At 69.5% G+C, this 14,260-nt stretch carries 14 protein-coding genes; 7 read left to right on the top strand and 7 right to left on the bottom strand.

Annotation, left to right across the window (positions count from 1 at the left end; translation table 11 throughout):
• Positions 1 to 94: 94 nt before the first annotated feature.
• Entirely contained in the window at positions 95 to 589 is a 495-nt protein-coding gene (gene pal, locus OXS27_RS13260; RefSeq protein ID WP_243917610.1) for a peptidoglycan-associated lipoprotein Pal, read from the bottom strand.
• 360 nt (positions 590 to 949) lie between these two features.
• Between pal and OXS27_RS13255 the strand changes: the two genes are divergently transcribed.
• Positions 950 to 1,354 carry a response regulator gene (locus OXS27_RS13255; protein ID WP_267356555.1) on the top strand — a complete coding sequence of 135 codons (405 nt, stop codon included), beginning with the start codon at positions 950 to 952 and terminating at the stop codon, positions 1,352 to 1,354.
• 6 nt (positions 1,355 to 1,360) lie between these two features.
• Here OXS27_RS13255 and OXS27_RS13250 read toward each other — a convergent pair whose 3' ends face one another.
• The gene (locus OXS27_RS13250) at positions 1,361 to 2,410 is read right to left on the bottom strand and encodes a WcbI family polysaccharide biosynthesis putative acetyltransferase (protein WP_243917606.1); all 1,050 of its coding nucleotides are present in this window, start codon (positions 2,408 to 2,410) and stop codon (positions 1,361 to 1,363) included.
• 73 nt (positions 2,411 to 2,483) lie between these two features.
• Between OXS27_RS13250 and OXS27_RS13245 the strand changes: the two genes are divergently transcribed.
• From OXS27_RS13245 to OXS27_RS13235, 3 genes are all read left to right on the top strand, one after another.
• On the top strand, positions 2,484 to 3,551 hold the full coding sequence (locus OXS27_RS13245) for a GSCFA domain-containing protein (protein ID WP_243917604.1): 1,068 nt from the start codon (positions 2,484 to 2,486) through the stop codon (positions 3,549 to 3,551).
• A gap of 76 nt (positions 3,552 to 3,627) precedes the next feature.
• Positions 3,628 to 4,227, top strand: a complete 600-nt coding sequence (locus OXS27_RS13240; RefSeq protein WP_243917602.1) for a nitroreductase family protein — start codon at positions 3,628 to 3,630, stop codon at positions 4,225 to 4,227.
• Between the two features lie 132 nt (positions 4,228 to 4,359).
• Positions 4,360 to 5,118, top strand: coding sequence for an SHOCT domain-containing protein (locus tag OXS27_RS13235; protein ID WP_267356554.1), 759 nt, complete (start codon positions 4,360 to 4,362; stop codon positions 5,116 to 5,118).
• An 85-nt stretch (positions 5,119 to 5,203) separates the two neighbouring features.
• Here OXS27_RS13235 and OXS27_RS13230 read toward each other — a convergent pair whose 3' ends face one another.
• On the bottom strand, positions 5,204 to 6,229 hold the full coding sequence (locus tag OXS27_RS13230; protein ID WP_243917598.1) for a KpsF/GutQ family sugar-phosphate isomerase: 1,026 nt from the start codon (positions 6,227 to 6,229) through the stop codon (positions 5,204 to 5,206).
• 192 nt (positions 6,230 to 6,421) lie between these two features.
• Here OXS27_RS13230 and OXS27_RS13225 point away from each other — a divergent pair, with 192 nt between their 5' ends.
• A complete protein-coding gene (locus OXS27_RS13225) occupies positions 6,422 to 7,855 on the top strand; it encodes an FAD-linked oxidase C-terminal domain-containing protein (protein WP_243917596.1) in 1,434 nt (477 codons plus the stop codon).
• Positions 7,856 to 7,882: 27 nt separating this feature from the next.
• Here OXS27_RS13225 and OXS27_RS13220 read toward each other — a convergent pair whose 3' ends face one another.
• The 4 genes from OXS27_RS13220 to OXS27_RS13205 form a co-directional block, all read right to left on the bottom strand.
• Positions 7,883 to 8,410 (bottom strand): MucR family transcriptional regulator, encoded by a 528-nt coding sequence (locus OXS27_RS13220; RefSeq protein WP_243917595.1) that lies wholly within the window; start codon positions 8,408 to 8,410, stop codon positions 7,883 to 7,885.
• 433 nt (positions 8,411 to 8,843) lie between these two features.
• A complete protein-coding gene (locus tag OXS27_RS13215; RefSeq protein ID WP_267356553.1) occupies positions 8,844 to 10,055 on the bottom strand; it encodes an ABC transporter permease in 1,212 nt (403 codons plus the stop codon).
• A 211-nt stretch (positions 10,056 to 10,266) separates the two neighbouring features.
• Entirely contained in the window at positions 10,267 to 10,761 is a 495-nt protein-coding gene (locus OXS27_RS13210; RefSeq protein WP_267356552.1) for a DUF4112 domain-containing protein, read from the bottom strand.
• 81 nt (positions 10,762 to 10,842) lie between these two features.
• Positions 10,843 to 11,997 (bottom strand): aminotransferase, encoded by a 1,155-nt coding sequence (locus OXS27_RS13205; RefSeq protein WP_267356622.1) that lies wholly within the window; start codon positions 11,995 to 11,997, stop codon positions 10,843 to 10,845.
• Positions 11,998 to 12,382: 385 nt separating this feature from the next.
• Here OXS27_RS13205 and OXS27_RS13200 point away from each other — a divergent pair, with 385 nt between their 5' ends.
• Together OXS27_RS13200 and OXS27_RS13195 are read left to right on the top strand one after the other, a co-directional pair.
• Positions 12,383 to 12,541 carry a hypothetical protein gene (locus OXS27_RS13200; RefSeq protein WP_243917583.1) on the top strand — a complete coding sequence of 53 codons (159 nt, stop codon included), beginning with the start codon at positions 12,383 to 12,385 and terminating at the stop codon, positions 12,539 to 12,541.
• 292 nt (positions 12,542 to 12,833) lie between these two features.
• Positions 12,834 to 14,228: an MdtA/MuxA family multidrug efflux RND transporter periplasmic adaptor subunit gene (locus OXS27_RS13195; RefSeq protein WP_243917581.1), complete on the top strand. Its 1,395-nt coding sequence runs from the start codon at positions 12,834 to 12,836 to the stop codon at positions 14,226 to 14,228.
• The last annotated feature ends 32 nt before the right edge of the window (positions 14,229 to 14,260 follow it).

The following is a 14,260-nucleotide window of genomic DNA, read 5'->3' as shown; positions in this document are numbered from 1 at the left end:
CGGTCCGATGGCGGCGCGTGGCCGTAACAGATGCGCCGGTCCGCGGCAAAACTGGGGCGGAAATCGATCTTCGCCCCAGCGAACCTGCCTTGCGTTACGCCCCGGCGCCGCGGTCCAGCACGATCACCGCGCGGCGGTTCTGCGACCAGCACGAGATGTCGTTGCACACCGCCACCGGCCGCTCCTTGCCGTACGACACGGTGCGCATCCGGTTGCCCGTGATGCCGCGGGTGGCGAGGTAGTCGTTCACCGACTGGGCGCGGCGGGCGCCCAGGGAGAAGTTGTACTCGCGGGTACCGCGCTCGTCGGCATGGCCCTCGATGATGAAGGTGTAGCGCGGGTAGCGCTGCAACCAGGCGGCCTGCTTGTCCAGCGTCGCGGTCGCGGTGGGCGTCAGGTCGGTGGAATCGGATTCGAAGAAGACCCGGTCGCCGATATTGACGACGAAGTCCTGGGCGCTGCCCGGCGTCGCGGCACCGGCGCCGAACGCGGAGGCGTCGGCGAGGTCCTTGTCGTTGCTGCAGGCGCCGAGGCCGAGACCGGCGACGAGGGCGAGGCCGAGGGCGGCGGCACGGAAACGCTGGGGCATGATCGTCAAAACTCCTCGAGCGGTGCCGAAGGCCGGCTGCGGGTCTTCGAGGCGGGTCCGCGTCGTTCTGATGCCGTTGGTAGGCGCGGATGGTTAAGCGACGGTTCCACCGGGCGGCACCGGCGCGTGGTGGCGATCCACGCCGCTCGACGCCGTGCGCTGACGCACCCGGGACGCGCCCGGAATGCGGCAGCGCCGGGGCGGCGCGACCGAACGGGTGATTTCACGCGGATCGGTTGCGGCGCTGCAACAGCATCGCTCCGGTGTGGCAGCGTCCGGTACCAGACCGACGGGGACGATTAAGACATCATCAACCCTATCTCGCCCCTAATCGGCAGCCCGAACACCGGACATCCCGCCATGCGCCCCGCCCAGAGCGTCCTCATCGTCGAGGACAGCTACCTGCTCCTCGAGATCATCGCGAGCCTGTGCGAGACGCACGGCATCCGGGTGGTCGAGGCCTCTACCGGCGAGGCGGCGCTGACGCTCCTGCGCGCGCAGGGCGCGACCATCGACTGGCTGTTCACCGACATCCATCTACCCGGCCTGATCGACGGCTGGACGGTGGCGCACGCCTTCCGGACGATCCATCCGGACCGGCCGGTGGTCTACACCTCGACCGACACGATGGGCCGCACCGGCGTTCCGGGCAGCTTTTTCCTGCGCAAGCCGTTCCAGGTGCAGGAGGTCAACCGGCTGGTTCGCGCGATGGTCGAGGGGCTTGGTGAGGCGCATCGCGGCGCGCCGCTCTGCGCCACCGGCTGAGCGGGTTCAGCCCGCCCGGAACAACGCCACGATCTCCGGCGCGGCGAGCCAGGCCTCCACCCGCGGACAGGTGAGGTCGCCGGCCGGCAGGGCATCGTAGATCGAAAAGCTCGCCGCGATGAAGCCCGGCAGGTCGTAGAGCACCGGAAACGCCTCGCCCACGACCTTGGATCTCACCGCCTTGGCCTTGAACAGGTACGATCCGGTCAGCCCGAACTGCTCGGCGACCGCCGGGTAGATCGGCCAGATCACGTCCTGGGTCAGCTCGTCGCCGAGGTAATCCTCGATCTCCACGGGCTCCGGGGCGATCCCGCTCTCCACGAGCAGGCGCCGGGCGATGTCGCCGACGACATGCGCCTTCGGGTGGTTCATCAGGTGCATGAAGGCGCCCCGGCGCGCCCAGCGTGTCAGCTCGCGCTCCAGGCCGAAACCCACGGCCTCGGCGGCGCCGACGAGTTCCCGCACGGCCGGATCCCAATGGTCGAGATAGCCGAGGCGCCGGAAGACATCCTCGCGGAACAGAGCGGCGGTGCGCTCAGGCGCGAGCCCGAGCCGATGAGCGGTCAGCACGATCGCCGAGTGGTACTGCCCCATCGGAGACGGCGCGAGCTTCAGCGCGGCGAGGTCCGAGGCTTGGCCGGCATAGACCATGTCGGGGTGGAAGGCCGAGAACACGATCGACGGGAACAGCTTGAGCCGCGGGTCCGCGGCCCGCAGGGTGGCGGCGTCGCCCCCCGGGATCAGCCCGGCCGGGAAGGTTTGCGAGAAGACGTGATCGTGGGCCCGCAGGGTCCGGACCAGAGTGTCGATATGGCCGTGGTCGCGCTTCAGCGAGCCCATGGGCAGGTAGCGGACCGGGCTCTTCGGCGCGAGCAGGCGCATCGCCTGGGCGACGCCCCGGGCCTGGCAATTGCCCAGCACCGCGATGCTAGGCCCGTCCCGGCCGGTGGCGGCGCGGGCGCGGTTCCGCCATGGTGTCGCCCAGGTGGGGGCCCAACTGGACGTCGGAAACGTGAACGCGCTGCGGGCGCGCCGGGGCAGGTCGTTCAGGGCCACGTCGCGTGCCGGTGTCAGCAGACGGGTCAGCGGTCCCGAGGGCCGTCGCCGTCGTGAGGAAGAGGGTTCGAAGATGGCGTTGAATCCGTATACGGGTCTACCGGCCGAGCGATTCTGGCGCAAGGTCGTGACCAATGTGCCGCCCTTCGCGGTCAATCCGCACCCGAAGGACACGTTCGTGATCGCGCCGACCGACAAGGTCGCCACCGGCGGCTCCTGCTTCGCGCAGCGGGTGGCCGAGGCGGTGCGGGGCGCCGGGTTCAACTACTATCTGACCGAGCCGCCGACTCCCGGCATGAGCGCCGAGGAGGCCAATGCCCGCCAGTTCGGCACGTTCTCGGCGCGCTACGGCAACCTCTACTACACGCGCCAATTCGTGCAGCTGTTCGACCGGGCCTACGGGCAATTCGAGCCGGAGCTGAAGGCCTGGCTGCGCGACGACGGCCGCTACGTCGACCCGTTCCGCCCCACGGTCGAGCCGGCGGGCTTCGCCAGCGAGGCCGAGGTGATCGCGGCCCGCGACGCGCATCTCGCCGAGGTGCGCCGCCTGTTCGAGACGCTCGACGTGTTCGTGCTGACGCTCGGCCTCACGGAGGGCTGGCGCTGGCGGGCCGATGGCGCGGCGCTGCCGCTCGCCCCCGGCGTCGCGGGCGGCACCTTCGATCCGGACCTCTACGCGTGCGTCAACGCGGGCGCGGGCGAGGTGCTGGGCGACCTCAACGGCTTCCTCGACCGGCTCTGGAGCGTGAACCCGAAGGCGCGGGTGATCTTCACGGTCTCGCCGGTGCCGATGATCGCCACCTACATGGACCGGCACGTGATGGAGTCGAACAGCTACTCCAAGTCGGTGCTGCGGGTGGCGGCCGGCGAGGTGGTCGGCCGGGGCGACCCGCGGGCGGTCTATTTCCCCGCCTACGACATCGTCACCAGCAACGTGAATGCCGGGCGCTACTACAACGAGGACCAGCGCACCATCAACGACGCGGGCGTCCGCCACGTCATGCGCCTGTTCTTGGCGACCTTTGCGCGCGACCGGGTCTCCCCGGCCCCGACCCACGCGCCCGTGGACCTCGCCGCGGAATTCGAGGGCAATGCCGGCGTGATCTGCGACGAGGAGGAGATCGAGCGCAGCGTGGCGTGAGGCCGCCGTTGCCTCCGACCGGCCCTTTCGGGCAAGCTCGGCCAGTCGGGCGCCCACGCCCTCCGGAGACGAAGCCTTGAGCCTGCCCCCGCCCCGCCAGCCCGACCACGCCATCGATCCGGTCTTCGTGAAGCGGCACTCGCCCCGGGCCTTCACGGGCGAGGCCGTGCCCGAATCCGAGCTGCTGCGGATGATCGAGGCGGCGCGCTGGTCGCCCTCGGCCTACAACTCGCAGCCCTGGCGCTTCCTCTACGCGCTCCGGGGCGATGCTCATTGGGAGACGTTCCTCGGCCTGCTGGTGCCCGGCAATCAGAAATGGGTCTCGGGCACCGGCGCGATCCTGTTCCTGGTCTCGAACGGGTTCATGAAGGTCGGGGATGAGCTGAAACCCTCCTACAGCCACTCCTTCGATGCCGGCACCGCCTCCCTGGCGTTCCAGCTCCAGGCGATCCACCAGGGCTGGCACGCCCACGGCATGGTCGGCTTCGACCATGTCCGCGCCCCGGAAGTGCTGCGCCTGCCCGAGAACCACCGGATCGAGGCCGCCTTCGCGGTCGGCCGCAAGATTCCGGAAGCCGAGCTCACCGAGGAGCAGCGGCCGCGGGAGACCCCGAACGGCCGCCGGCCGATCACCGACTTCACCATCGCGGGGCCGTTCCCGCCGGCCGCGGGCTGACGCGGGCCGGAACCGGTGCCAGCAACTGCGGATTGTGTCCGCATTGCAGATCCGTCCTGAGCCCGGCCGGCGTCATCTTCGAGCCGAGCCCAGGCATGTCCTATCCGCCCTATGACATTCGGGAGCTGGCTCATGGGTTCGTCCGACAGCGGCACCACGGCCGCCGCGTTCCTCGATGACGGGCGGTTCGACCATGCCTCGGGCCTGCAGAGCGTCGCCGAGCGCCACGGGGTCAGCCTCGATGCGGTGCGTCACCTCGTGCGGGCGCTGGAGCGCGGCCACGGCACCATGGCGCAGTTCGACCATCCCGACCTCGGCGGGATGGGCCAGTGGTTTTCGGGCGGCATGGTGATGGTCGGCCGGATGTTCGACAACGGGCTGAAGGCGCGGGTCGATGCCCTCTGCACCGAACTCGCCGCCGCGCTGCCGGCGAGCGGATTTTCGGAGACGGCCCCGGCGTCGCGGCGTGGTGGCGGCGAATGGTGGCCGGCGGATCTCGGGTCCCCCGCGAGCACCGGCTCGCAGAACGGGATGCGCTACGCCTATTTTCCGGAGAGCCGGCGGCTTGCTGTCGAATCGGGGGCAGGCGTGGCGGTCTACGACACGGGCGAGCACCACATCACGGGGGTCTCGCAAGCGAACGGCAGCCTCGGCTTCACCGGTCAGGCCGGCGCCATCGATCTCGCCCGGCTGCGCCGCATCGAGGCGGAGACAGCTGCCCCGCGGCAGGCGGATCCGGCGGAGGCTCCGACACCGGCACCCGTGCCGGATCAAGCTCCGCCCGGCGACGTGCTCGCCACCATCGAGCGGCTGGCCGAGTTGCACGCCCGGGGCGTGCTCACCGACCGGGAATTCTCCGACAAGAAGGCAGAGCTGCTGGCGCGGCTGTAAGGCCTGTCCCGATTTCGCGCTGTGATACCCGGGATTCCAAAGGGCGTCGCCCTTTGACGGGTCGCCAGGGCAGAGCCCTGGCCGGTCAGGCGATGCCGGCGCGCAGCAGGTCGTGGACGTGGACGATGCCCACCGGCCGCCCGTCCGTGACCGCGAAGATCGCGGTGATGAGCCGACGGTTCATCACTTCCAGCGCCGCCTGGGCGAGCTTGTGCGGCTCCACGGTGACCGGATCGCGGGTCATGATCGTGGAGACCTGCGTGTCGAGGAGCGCCGGGCCCATGTGGCGGCGCAGGTCGCCGTCCGTAACGATGCCGACGAGGCGCCCGGCCCCATCGGTGACGCCGACGCAGCCGTAGCGCCGCGCCGCGATCTCGATCAGCACCTCGGACATCAGCGCGGTCTCGTGGACCAGCGGCATGTCCTGCGGCCCGTGCATCACCTGCTGCACGGTCTTGAGGCGGGCGGCGAGCGTGCCGCCGGGATGGAGCGTGTGGAAGCGCGCCGAGGTGAAGCCGCGCCGCTCCAGCAGCGCCACCGCCAGCGCGTCGCCCAGCGCGAGCTGGACCAGGCTGGAGGAGGTCGGCGCGAGGTCGTGCGGGCAGGATTCGCGGACCCGGGGCAGCTCCAGCAGCACGTCGGCGGCCCGGCCGAGCGTGCTCTCGCCGTTGCGTGTGATGGCGACCAGCGGGATCGAGAAGCGGCGGCTGAAGCCCACGAGGTCCGACAGTTCCGCGGTCTCGCCCGACCACGACAGCGCGATGATCACGTCGTCCCGGGCGATCATCCCGAGGTCGCCGTGGCTTGCCTCGGTGGGGTGGACGAAGAACGCGTGGGTGCCGGTGGAGGCCAGCGTCGCGGCGATCTTGCGCCCGACATGGCCGCTCTTGCCGATGCCGCTGACGATCACCCGGCCCTTGCTCTGCAGGATCGTCTGCACCGCTTCCTCGAAGGCCACGCCGAGCCGGCCTTGGAACGCCGCGCTCGCCTCCTGGAGGGCTGCGATGCCGAGCTGCAGGCTGCGGATCCCGAGATCCCGGGTGGTGGCCAGATGCGGCGCCGGCGCGTCGTAGAGGTCGTCGCGCAGGGCGCTGGAGGCGGGAGCGTTCATCGGTTCCGTTCTGAACCCGGCGGCCGGGCCGGCGATGCGAAGCGTGAACGCCGACGCTAGGCAGCCGTCGTGGTTGAAATGTGACGCCGGGACGACGCAGCGCCGCAGGTCGGCCGCCCGCAACGCGGTTGAAGCCGCGCCCGCCCGGGTCCATGCTGCCGGCACGCCACACAAATCGAGGGCTCCAGCCCCATGTCGATCCGCTTCCCCGACCCCGATCCCGCCATCCTCGCCCGGCGCGAGGCGATTTTGGCCGGCCTCGCGCCCCTGGTGGCGCCGGAGGCTCTGGTGGTGAGCGAGGACGAGCGCCGGGCCTTCGAGACCGACGGGCTGACCGCCTACCGGCAGATGCCGCTGGCCGTGGTGCTGCCCTCCACCACCGCGGAGGTCTCGGCGATCATGGCGTATTGCCACGCCAACGGCGTCCGGGTGGTGCCCCGGGGTGCCGGCACCTCGCTGGCGGGCGGCGCCATCGCGCAGGCCGACGCGATCATCCTCGGCGTCGGCAAGATGACCAAGGTGCTCGACCTCGATTTCGCCAACCGCACCGCCCGGGTGCAGAGCGGCATCACCAACCTGGCGATCTCGGGGGCGGTCAGCCACGAGGGCTTCTTCTACGCCCCCGACCCGTCGAGCCAGCTCGCCTGCACCATCGCGGGCAACATCGCGATGAATTCCGGCGGCGCGCACTGTCTCAAATACGGCGTGACCACCAACAACCTGCTCGGCGTCACCCTGGTGCTCAACGACGGCACCGTGGTGGAGATCGGCGGCCAGCACCTCGATGCCGGCGGCTATGACCTGCTCGGCCTCGTCTGCGGCTCGGAGGGGCAGCTCGGGATCGTCACCGAGGCGACGGTGCGGATCCTGCGCGCTGCCGAGGGCGCGCGGCCGGCGCTGGTCGGCTTCTCGAAGGTCGAGGATGCGGGCGATTGCGTTGCGGCGATCATCGCGGCCGGCATCATCCCGGTGGCGATCGAATACATGGATCGCGAGGCGATCCTGATCACCGAGGACTTCGCCCAGGCCGGCTATCCCCGCGACGCCGAGGCGATGCTGATCATCGAGGTCGAGGGCTCGGATACCGAGTGCGGGGCGATGCTGGCGCGGATCGAGCGCATCGCGGAAGGTTTCCGCCCGACCAGCCTGCGGGTCTCGCGCTCGGAAGCGGAATCGGCCGCGATCTGGAAGGGCCGCAAATCGGCCTTCGGGGCCACCGGCCGGATCTCCGATTACATCTGCATGGACGGCACGATCCCCACCGGCCAGCTCGGGCCGGTGCTGGAGCGGATCGGCGCGATCTGCGCCGGGAAGGGTCTGCGCGTCGCCAACGTGTTCCACGCCGGCGACGGCAACCTGCACCCGCTGATCCTGTTCGACATCAACAAGGCCGGCGAGTTGCAGAAGGCCGAGGAAGCCGGCGACGAGATCCTGAAGCTCTGCGTCGAGGTCGGCGGCTGCCTGACCGGCGAGCACGGCGTCGGCATCGAGAAGCGCGAATTGATGCGCTTCCAGTACGATCAGGTCGATCTCGATCAGCAGATGCGGGTCAAGGCGGTGTTCGATCCGGACTGGATGCTGAACCCCGCCAAGGTCTTCCCGCTGGAGGGACGGCTCGCGGCCTGAACCGGAGCCGACCCTCCTGGCGAGCCCTCAGGCCGCCTCGTTCTTGCGGCGGCCGCGGCCCGCGGCACCCTGGCGCCGGCCCTGCGGGGCGGCGGAAACCGTATCGTCAGCGGCCTCATCGTCCTGATCGGCCTGCTGGCCGCGGCCGGGCTGACCGAGGCCGAGGCTCTTGGCCAGTGCCGAGCGCTGCGCCGAGTAATTCGCCGACGTGGTCGGGTAATCGGCCGGCAGCCCGAAGCGCTCGCGATAGGTCTGCGGGTCCAGGCCGTGCTTGGTGAGGTGGCGCTTCAGCGTCTTGTACGACTTGCCGTCGATGAAGCTGATCAGGCCGTCGGGCCGGATCGACTTGCGGATCTGGGCCGGGGTCGGCCGCTCGACCGTGTCGACGACCGGGGTGACCGATCCGGAGGCGATCGAATTCAACGCGCCGTGGATGCTCGCGATCAGGCTGGGCAATTCGGCCGAGGGCAGCGAGTTGTTGGAAACGTAGGCCGCGACGACGTCCACGGTCCGTTCGATGTAATCCAGTTGGGCTGTCAGCACAGCGTCAGACATTTTCTCTTCCTTGCTTCAAAACCTGGTGGGAACCGCTCTTTTCGCGAGTTAAGACACCGGTCGGAAAAAGCAAGCTCACCCTTATACGGATCTGCGCGCGGACATAAGTCTAAGTGTGCATTAAGAGCCCGTCTCTACAGGGTGCGGTTGCATTGGCGACAACGGGAAGGCACTTCGCAGTCGCTTTATCGCGGTCTGACGCGCGAATGCTGGGCGGATCCTGAAAGCTAGTTTTCGTAGATGGGAGAGACCTTTACGCCCCGAGGCGATCGCAGTCTCGGACGGTCCAGCGTTCGGGTTTAGCGCTCTGCACAGAACATCAGCAGTCTCCGCGCAAGATTTCGTGAAACCCGCGGGCCGCAGCGACATTCGGCCCCGTCGGGCATCCGACTGATTCGCGCGCCGATAACCTCAAGTCCTGCCAACCCGAGGGTCAGGCAAAGGTCTTGCGCGGGTCGAATGCATCGCGCACGGCTTCGCCGGCGAAGACGAGCAAGCTCAGCATCACGGCGATCACCAGGAAGCCCGTGAGCCCGAGCCAGGGTGCCGTGAGGTTGTCCTTGCCCTGGGCAAGGAGTTCGCCCAGCGAGGGCGAACCCGGCGGCAGGCCGAAGCCGAGGAAGTCCAGCGAGGTCAGGGTCGTGATCGAGCCGTTCAGGATGAACGGCAGGAAGGTCAGCGTCGCCACCATGGCGTTCGGCAGCAGGTGGACCGTCATGATCCGAATATTCGACAGGCCGAGCGCCCGGGCGGCGCGGACATACTCGAAGTTCCGGGCGCGCAGGAACTCGGCGCGCACGACGCTGACCAGCGCCACCCAGGAGAACAGCAGCATGATCCCGAGCAGCACGAAGAAGCCCGGCGCGATGAAGGCCGAGATGATGATGATCAGGTAGAGGGTCGGGATCCCGCCCCAGATCTCGATGAAGCGCTGGAAGGCGAGATCGACCCAGCCGCCGAAATAACCCTGCACGGCCCCCGCCACCACGCCGATGGCCGACGAGACCGCGGCCAGGATCAGGCCGAACAGCACCGAGATGCGGAAGCCGTAGATCACCCGCGCCAGCACGTCCCGGGTGGTGTTGTCGGTGCCGAGCCAGTGCTGGGGGATGTCGGCGCAGGTCGTGCCGCCGAGCTTTTCCGCGACCGGCCGGCACTGCGCGTCCGTGAGCATCCAGGTCGGTGGCGACGGCGAGGGGGTCGGCAGATCCTCGTTGATCGTGTCGTAGGAGAAGCGGATCGGCGGCCAGAGCGCCCAGCCGTTCTGCGCGATCTCCTTGCGGATCTCGGAGGAGCGGTAATCGGTCTGCGCGAGGAAGCCGCCGAACTTTTCCTCCGGGTAGTCGACCAGCACCGGCACCAGCCACTCGCCCTTGTAGGACAGGAGGATCGGCCGATCGTTGGCGATGAACTCGGCGAACAGGCTGGCGACGAACAGGATCGTGAAGATCAGGAACGACGCGAAACCGAGGCGGTTGCGGCGAAAATTGTCGAGCCGCCGCCGGTTGATCGGCGACAGGCCACGGCGCCCGGCCGGGGCGAGCGGCGGGGGGGCGCCCTCGTCCGGCCGCAGGACGAGCGGTTGGGCGCCCGGCATCGGAGCGGGCACGGCCATGCCGTCGCCGGGGCGGGCAAGTTCGTTCATGGCTGGAGGCTCCCAAGCCGACGGGGGCTCGGCCACCCCGCGCTATGGATGGCGCAACCGACGCATCTGGGTCGGAGACGTGGATAGGTCTCTCCACGTATCCCCCTCTCCCCTCTGCGGGGGGAGGAAGAGAAGCGGAAGCGCCCAGTCTCGGTTTTCAAGCGCGCCGGGCCCGTGGGCGGAAGGACGGTGCCCGTCCCTCCAACACCCCTCAGCCGTCGAGCCGGGTCGCGGTGCCCTCGATCTCGCTCGGGCGCAGGCCGCCGCTGCGCTCCATCCAGCGGCGCAGCAGGCCGACGTTCCGGCGGTTGGCCTTGAAGGCCGCGTCGAACAGGTCGCCCGCGATCGGCACCGCGCCGATCAGACCGTCGAAGGCCACGTTGAGCCCCATCCGGGCCACCAGCCAGCCCGGCGCTCCAAGGCGCTTGGCCTCGTAGACGATGAAGGACGAGATCACCATGCCGGCCACGTCGCCGATCACCGGCACGAGGCCGATCAGCGCGTCGAACCCGACCCGCCGGTTGATCCCCGGGATCACGAAGGCCGTGTCCATCAGGTGGGCCAGCGTCTCCAGCCGGGCGAGGCTCGCCTCCCGGCCGAGATCCGCCGACAGGAAGGGCGGGCGGGCGCCGAGGCGGTCCTCGCCGCCGGGACGGGTCTCGGTCCGGGCGAAGCGGCCGGTCGGGGGGGCCTGGGTAAAATCCATGGTTGCGGTCCGTGCGGAAGCCATCGCTTTCAACGATGTGGCCCCACGGTCGGATCCCCGCAAGGAATGGCCCCGCGTCCGTCATGGCCGGCTCCGGGCGAGCCCGCTCATCCGGTCGAGGGCGGTGTCCAGGGTGGCGTCGTCCTTGGCGAAGCAGATGCGCACGAGGGTCCGCATGGAGGCATCGGGGTAGAAGGCGCTCACCGGGATCGCCGCCACGCCGTGCCGCGTGACGAGCGCCTCGCAGAACGCGGCATCGTCCCCGAGGCCGAGGCCCGCGATGTCGAGGTTGAGGAACCACGTCGCCTGGGCCGGCAGGACATCGAAGCCGAGCGCCCGCAATCCGCCGGCCAGCCGGTCCCGGGACCGGGCATAACCCGCCCGCATGGCGTCGAACCAATCCGGGGGCTTGGCGAGGCCGTACGCTACCGCCTCCTGGAGGTTCGGCGGCGTGGTGAAGGTGAGGAACTGATGCGCCTTGGCTAGCCCCTGCATCAGCCGGGCATCGGCCATCACGAAGCCGACCTTCCAGCCGGTGAGCGAGAAGATCTTGCCCGCCGAGCCGATCTTCACGGTCCGCTCGCGCATGCCGGGCAGCGCCATGAGCGGCGTATGGCGCGCGCCATCGAAGACCACGTGCTCCCAGACCTCGTCGCACAGCGCCGTCACGTCGAAGCGGCGGCAATAGTGGGCCAGAAGCGCGAGATCGTCCTGTCCGAACAGGGTGGCGCTGGGGTTGAGCGGATTGTTCACAAGCACGACCCGGGTGCGGTCGCTGAAGGCCGCCTCCAGGGCAGCCTCGTCGAGGCGGAACGCCGGCGGCGTCAGGGTCACGACCCGCGGCACGCCGCCGGCGCGTCGGACCAGCGGCAGGTAGGCGTCGTACATGGGCGCGAACAGCACGACCTCGTCGCCGGGCTCGACCAGCGCCAGCAACGCACCGGCCAGCGCCTCGGTGGCGCCGGAGGTCACCATCACCTCGGTCTCCGGATCGAGGGCGAGACCCTGATGCGCCGCGTAATGCGCCGCGATCGCCTGACGCAGGGCCGGCACGCCCATCATCGGCGGGTACTGGTTCCAGCCGTCGACCAGGGCCCGGGCACCGTGCTGGCGGATGTCGGCGGGCCCGGGATCGTCGGGGAAGCCTTGGCCGAGATTGACCGCGCCGTGGGCCTGGGCGAGCCGCGACATCGTCTCGAACACCGTCGTGGGCAGCGTCGCGAAGACCGGATTCATGCGGCGTGAAACGGGTGGTCGGGCCGGGACGGGCTCAGCATGGCCGGCCTGTAGCATGGCCACCGATCCTTGCGGAATGTGCGCATGCGCACAGACGCATCGCGCCTCCGGAATCTGACGGCTGACGAATGTTGACTTTCATCACTCGTATCGTAGTTTCTCGTCACGGCCGGTGCGGCACACCTGCCGGCAGGGCTTCGCCCCCTCGCTCTGCCATCAGGAAGCCGCCCCGGTCCTCTCGAAGGACCATCGACTTGCGGGTCGGTGGTCCTTTCGACGTTTTGGGGCTAGGCTTTCGACCGGAACTCCGCCGCCCGATCGGGAGCGGCCGATCTCGCGGTCGCCGTGCGAAGCCAAGATCGCCAGCGACCGTTCGGAACCGACGATGCGGACGGCCTCACGCTGCCTTCTCCTCGCACTGCTGATCGCGGGTCTTGGCGTGACCCTGCGGCGCGCCCTGCCGGTGACCCCTGTGGACGGGGCGCTCCAGGCAGTGCTGCGCGCTTATGCGGCTCCGCAACAGGAACACCAGCAACACGACTGAAACCTCACCGCCCTAGTGACGGCGCATTGGGCGGGCAACGCTTCGACACTGTCCTGGTGGCGAAGATGTCGCCGCAGTCAGGAGCCGTACAGGCCCCAGATAACATCATGGGCTTGGACTCCGCGTCAGGTGTCGTTTCCGCCGCGCCACGACACGAATCGGCAACGATCTCAGACTCAGCCTCCGGGACCGGCGTCGCGGGGGCCGGCACAGGGGTTTGGACACGCGGGGCTAGGGCCTTCCATGGTCGCCAGTGCGGCGGGCCCGGGCTGCCGTCAGACACGAGTCAGACATGAACGAGAGTTCACCGATCCGGACCGACACCGCCCGCGCCTACCAGCCCGGTGAGACGCCCGCGCGCGATGTCGGGCGGCGGCGGTTCCGGCCAATCCGCTGGCTCGTGATCCTGGTGCTGCTCGCCGGCGCCGGGGCGATCGGCCATCGCTGGTACGAGGCCCGGACCACCAAGGGGGCCGAGCCCGCGACGGCGCAGCATACCGGCGGCCATGGCGGCCGGCGCGGCGGGGCCGACATGCCGCAGGCGGTGGGGATCGCCTCGGTGACGACCGGCGACATGCCGGTGATCCTCCAGGGCCTCGGCACGGTGACGCCGCTCGCCACCGTGACGGTGAAGTCGCAGATCAGCGGCTATCTCATGCAGGTGAAGTTCCGCGAGGGCCAGACCGTCAAGGCCGGCGACGAACTCGCGCAGATCGATTCCCGGCCCTACGAGGCGCTGCTCGCCCAGTACCAGGGCCAGCTCGCCCGCGATCAGGCGCTCCTCCAGAACGCGAAGCTCGACCTCCAGCGCTACCAGACGCTGAACCGTCAGGATTCGATCTCGAAGCAGAACGTCGACACCCAGGCCGCCCTGGTGAAGCAGAACGAAGGGACGATCGCGGCCGACCAGGCGCTCGTCGACCAGCAGAAGCTCAACATCGCCTACACGCACATCACGGCGCCGGTGGACGGGCGGGTCGGCCTCCGGCAGGTCGACCAGGGCAACTACATCTCGGCCGCCTCCACGGCGATCGTGGTGGTGACCCAGCTCCACCCGATCTCGGTGATCTTCACCCTGCCGGAGGACGACGTCGCCCGGGTGATGCGGCAGGTGCGGGCCGGGACCAAGCTCACCGTGCGAGCCTACGACCGCGGCGACGCCCACGAGATCGCCACCGGCCGGCTCGACACGGTCGACAACCAGATCGACACGACCACCGGCACGGTGAAGCTGCGCGCCCTGTTCGACAACGCCGACGAGGAGCTGTTTCCGAACCAGTTCGTCAACGCCAAGCTGACGGTCGACACGGTGCGGGAGGCGACACTGGTGCCGAATGCGAGCCTGCTCCAGGGCACGCCCGGCACCTACGTCTACCTGATGGACGGGGACAACAAGGTCACGGTCCGGCCGATCAAGACGGGCGAGACCGACGGGACCAACACCGTGGTGGCCTCGGGACTGAAGCCGGGGGATCGGGTCGTCACGGACGGCACCGACCGGCTCAAGGACGGCGCGCCGGTGCGGATCACCGAGGGCGCCGCGGCTGCCGGCGACGGCAAGGCCGCCGAGGCGAAGCCGGACGGCAAGGGTGACGTGAAGTCCGCTGCGCCGGCCGATGGCACGACGACGGATTCGCAAGGGACAGCGGAGGGCGGTCGTCGGCACCGGCGCCGTCAGGCGCAGTGAGGGCGCGGTTGGTACGCGATAGCCGCTTCATT

It is taken from the genome of Methylobacterium sp. GC_Met_3, from assembly GCF_026540775.1.
In the GTDB taxonomy this organism is placed as follows: Bacteria; Pseudomonadota; Alphaproteobacteria; order Rhizobiales; family Beijerinckiaceae; genus Methylobacterium.
Note: the sequence above shows the minus strand (reverse complement) of the source record. Positions and strands in the feature narration are given on the sequence as shown.

Bases quoted from the DNA above. Each gene is read 5' to 3' on its own strand.
- pal (WP_243917610.1), bottom strand. From the start codon at position 589: ATGCCCCAGCGTTTCCGTGCCGCCGCCCTCGGCCTCGCCCTCGTCGCC.
- OXS27_RS13255 (WP_267356555.1), top strand. From the start codon at position 950: ATGCGCCCCGCCCAGAGCGTCCTCATCGTCGAGGACAGCTACCTGCTC.
- OXS27_RS13245 (WP_243917604.1), top strand. From the start codon at position 2,484: ATGGCGTTGAATCCGTATACGGGTCTACCGGCCGAGCGATTCTGGCGC.
- OXS27_RS13235 (WP_267356554.1), top strand. From the start codon at position 4,360: ATGGGTTCGTCCGACAGCGGCACCACGGCCGCCGCGTTCCTCGATGAC.
- OXS27_RS13230 (WP_243917598.1), bottom strand. From the start codon at position 6,229: ATGAACGCTCCCGCCTCCAGCGCCCTGCGCGACGACCTCTACGACGCG.
- OXS27_RS13225 (WP_243917596.1), top strand. From the start codon at position 6,422: ATGTCGATCCGCTTCCCCGACCCCGATCCCGCCATCCTCGCCCGGCGC.
- OXS27_RS13220 (WP_243917595.1), bottom strand. From the start codon at position 8,410: ATGTCTGACGCTGTGCTGACAGCCCAACTGGATTACATCGAACGGACC.
- OXS27_RS13215 (WP_267356553.1), bottom strand. From the start codon at position 10,055: ATGAACGAACTTGCCCGCCCCGGCGACGGCATGGCCGTGCCCGCTCCG.
- OXS27_RS13210 (WP_267356552.1), bottom strand. From the start codon at position 10,761: ATGGATTTTACCCAGGCCCCCCCGACCGGCCGCTTCGCCCGGACCGAG.
- OXS27_RS13205 (WP_267356622.1), bottom strand. From the start codon at position 11,997: ATGAATCCGGTCTTCGCGACGCTGCCCACGACGGTGTTCGAGACGATG.
- OXS27_RS13200 (WP_243917583.1), top strand. From the start codon at position 12,383: ATGCGGACGGCCTCACGCTGCCTTCTCCTCGCACTGCTGATCGCGGGT.
- OXS27_RS13195 (WP_243917581.1), top strand. From the start codon at position 12,834: ATGAACGAGAGTTCACCGATCCGGACCGACACCGCCCGCGCCTACCAG.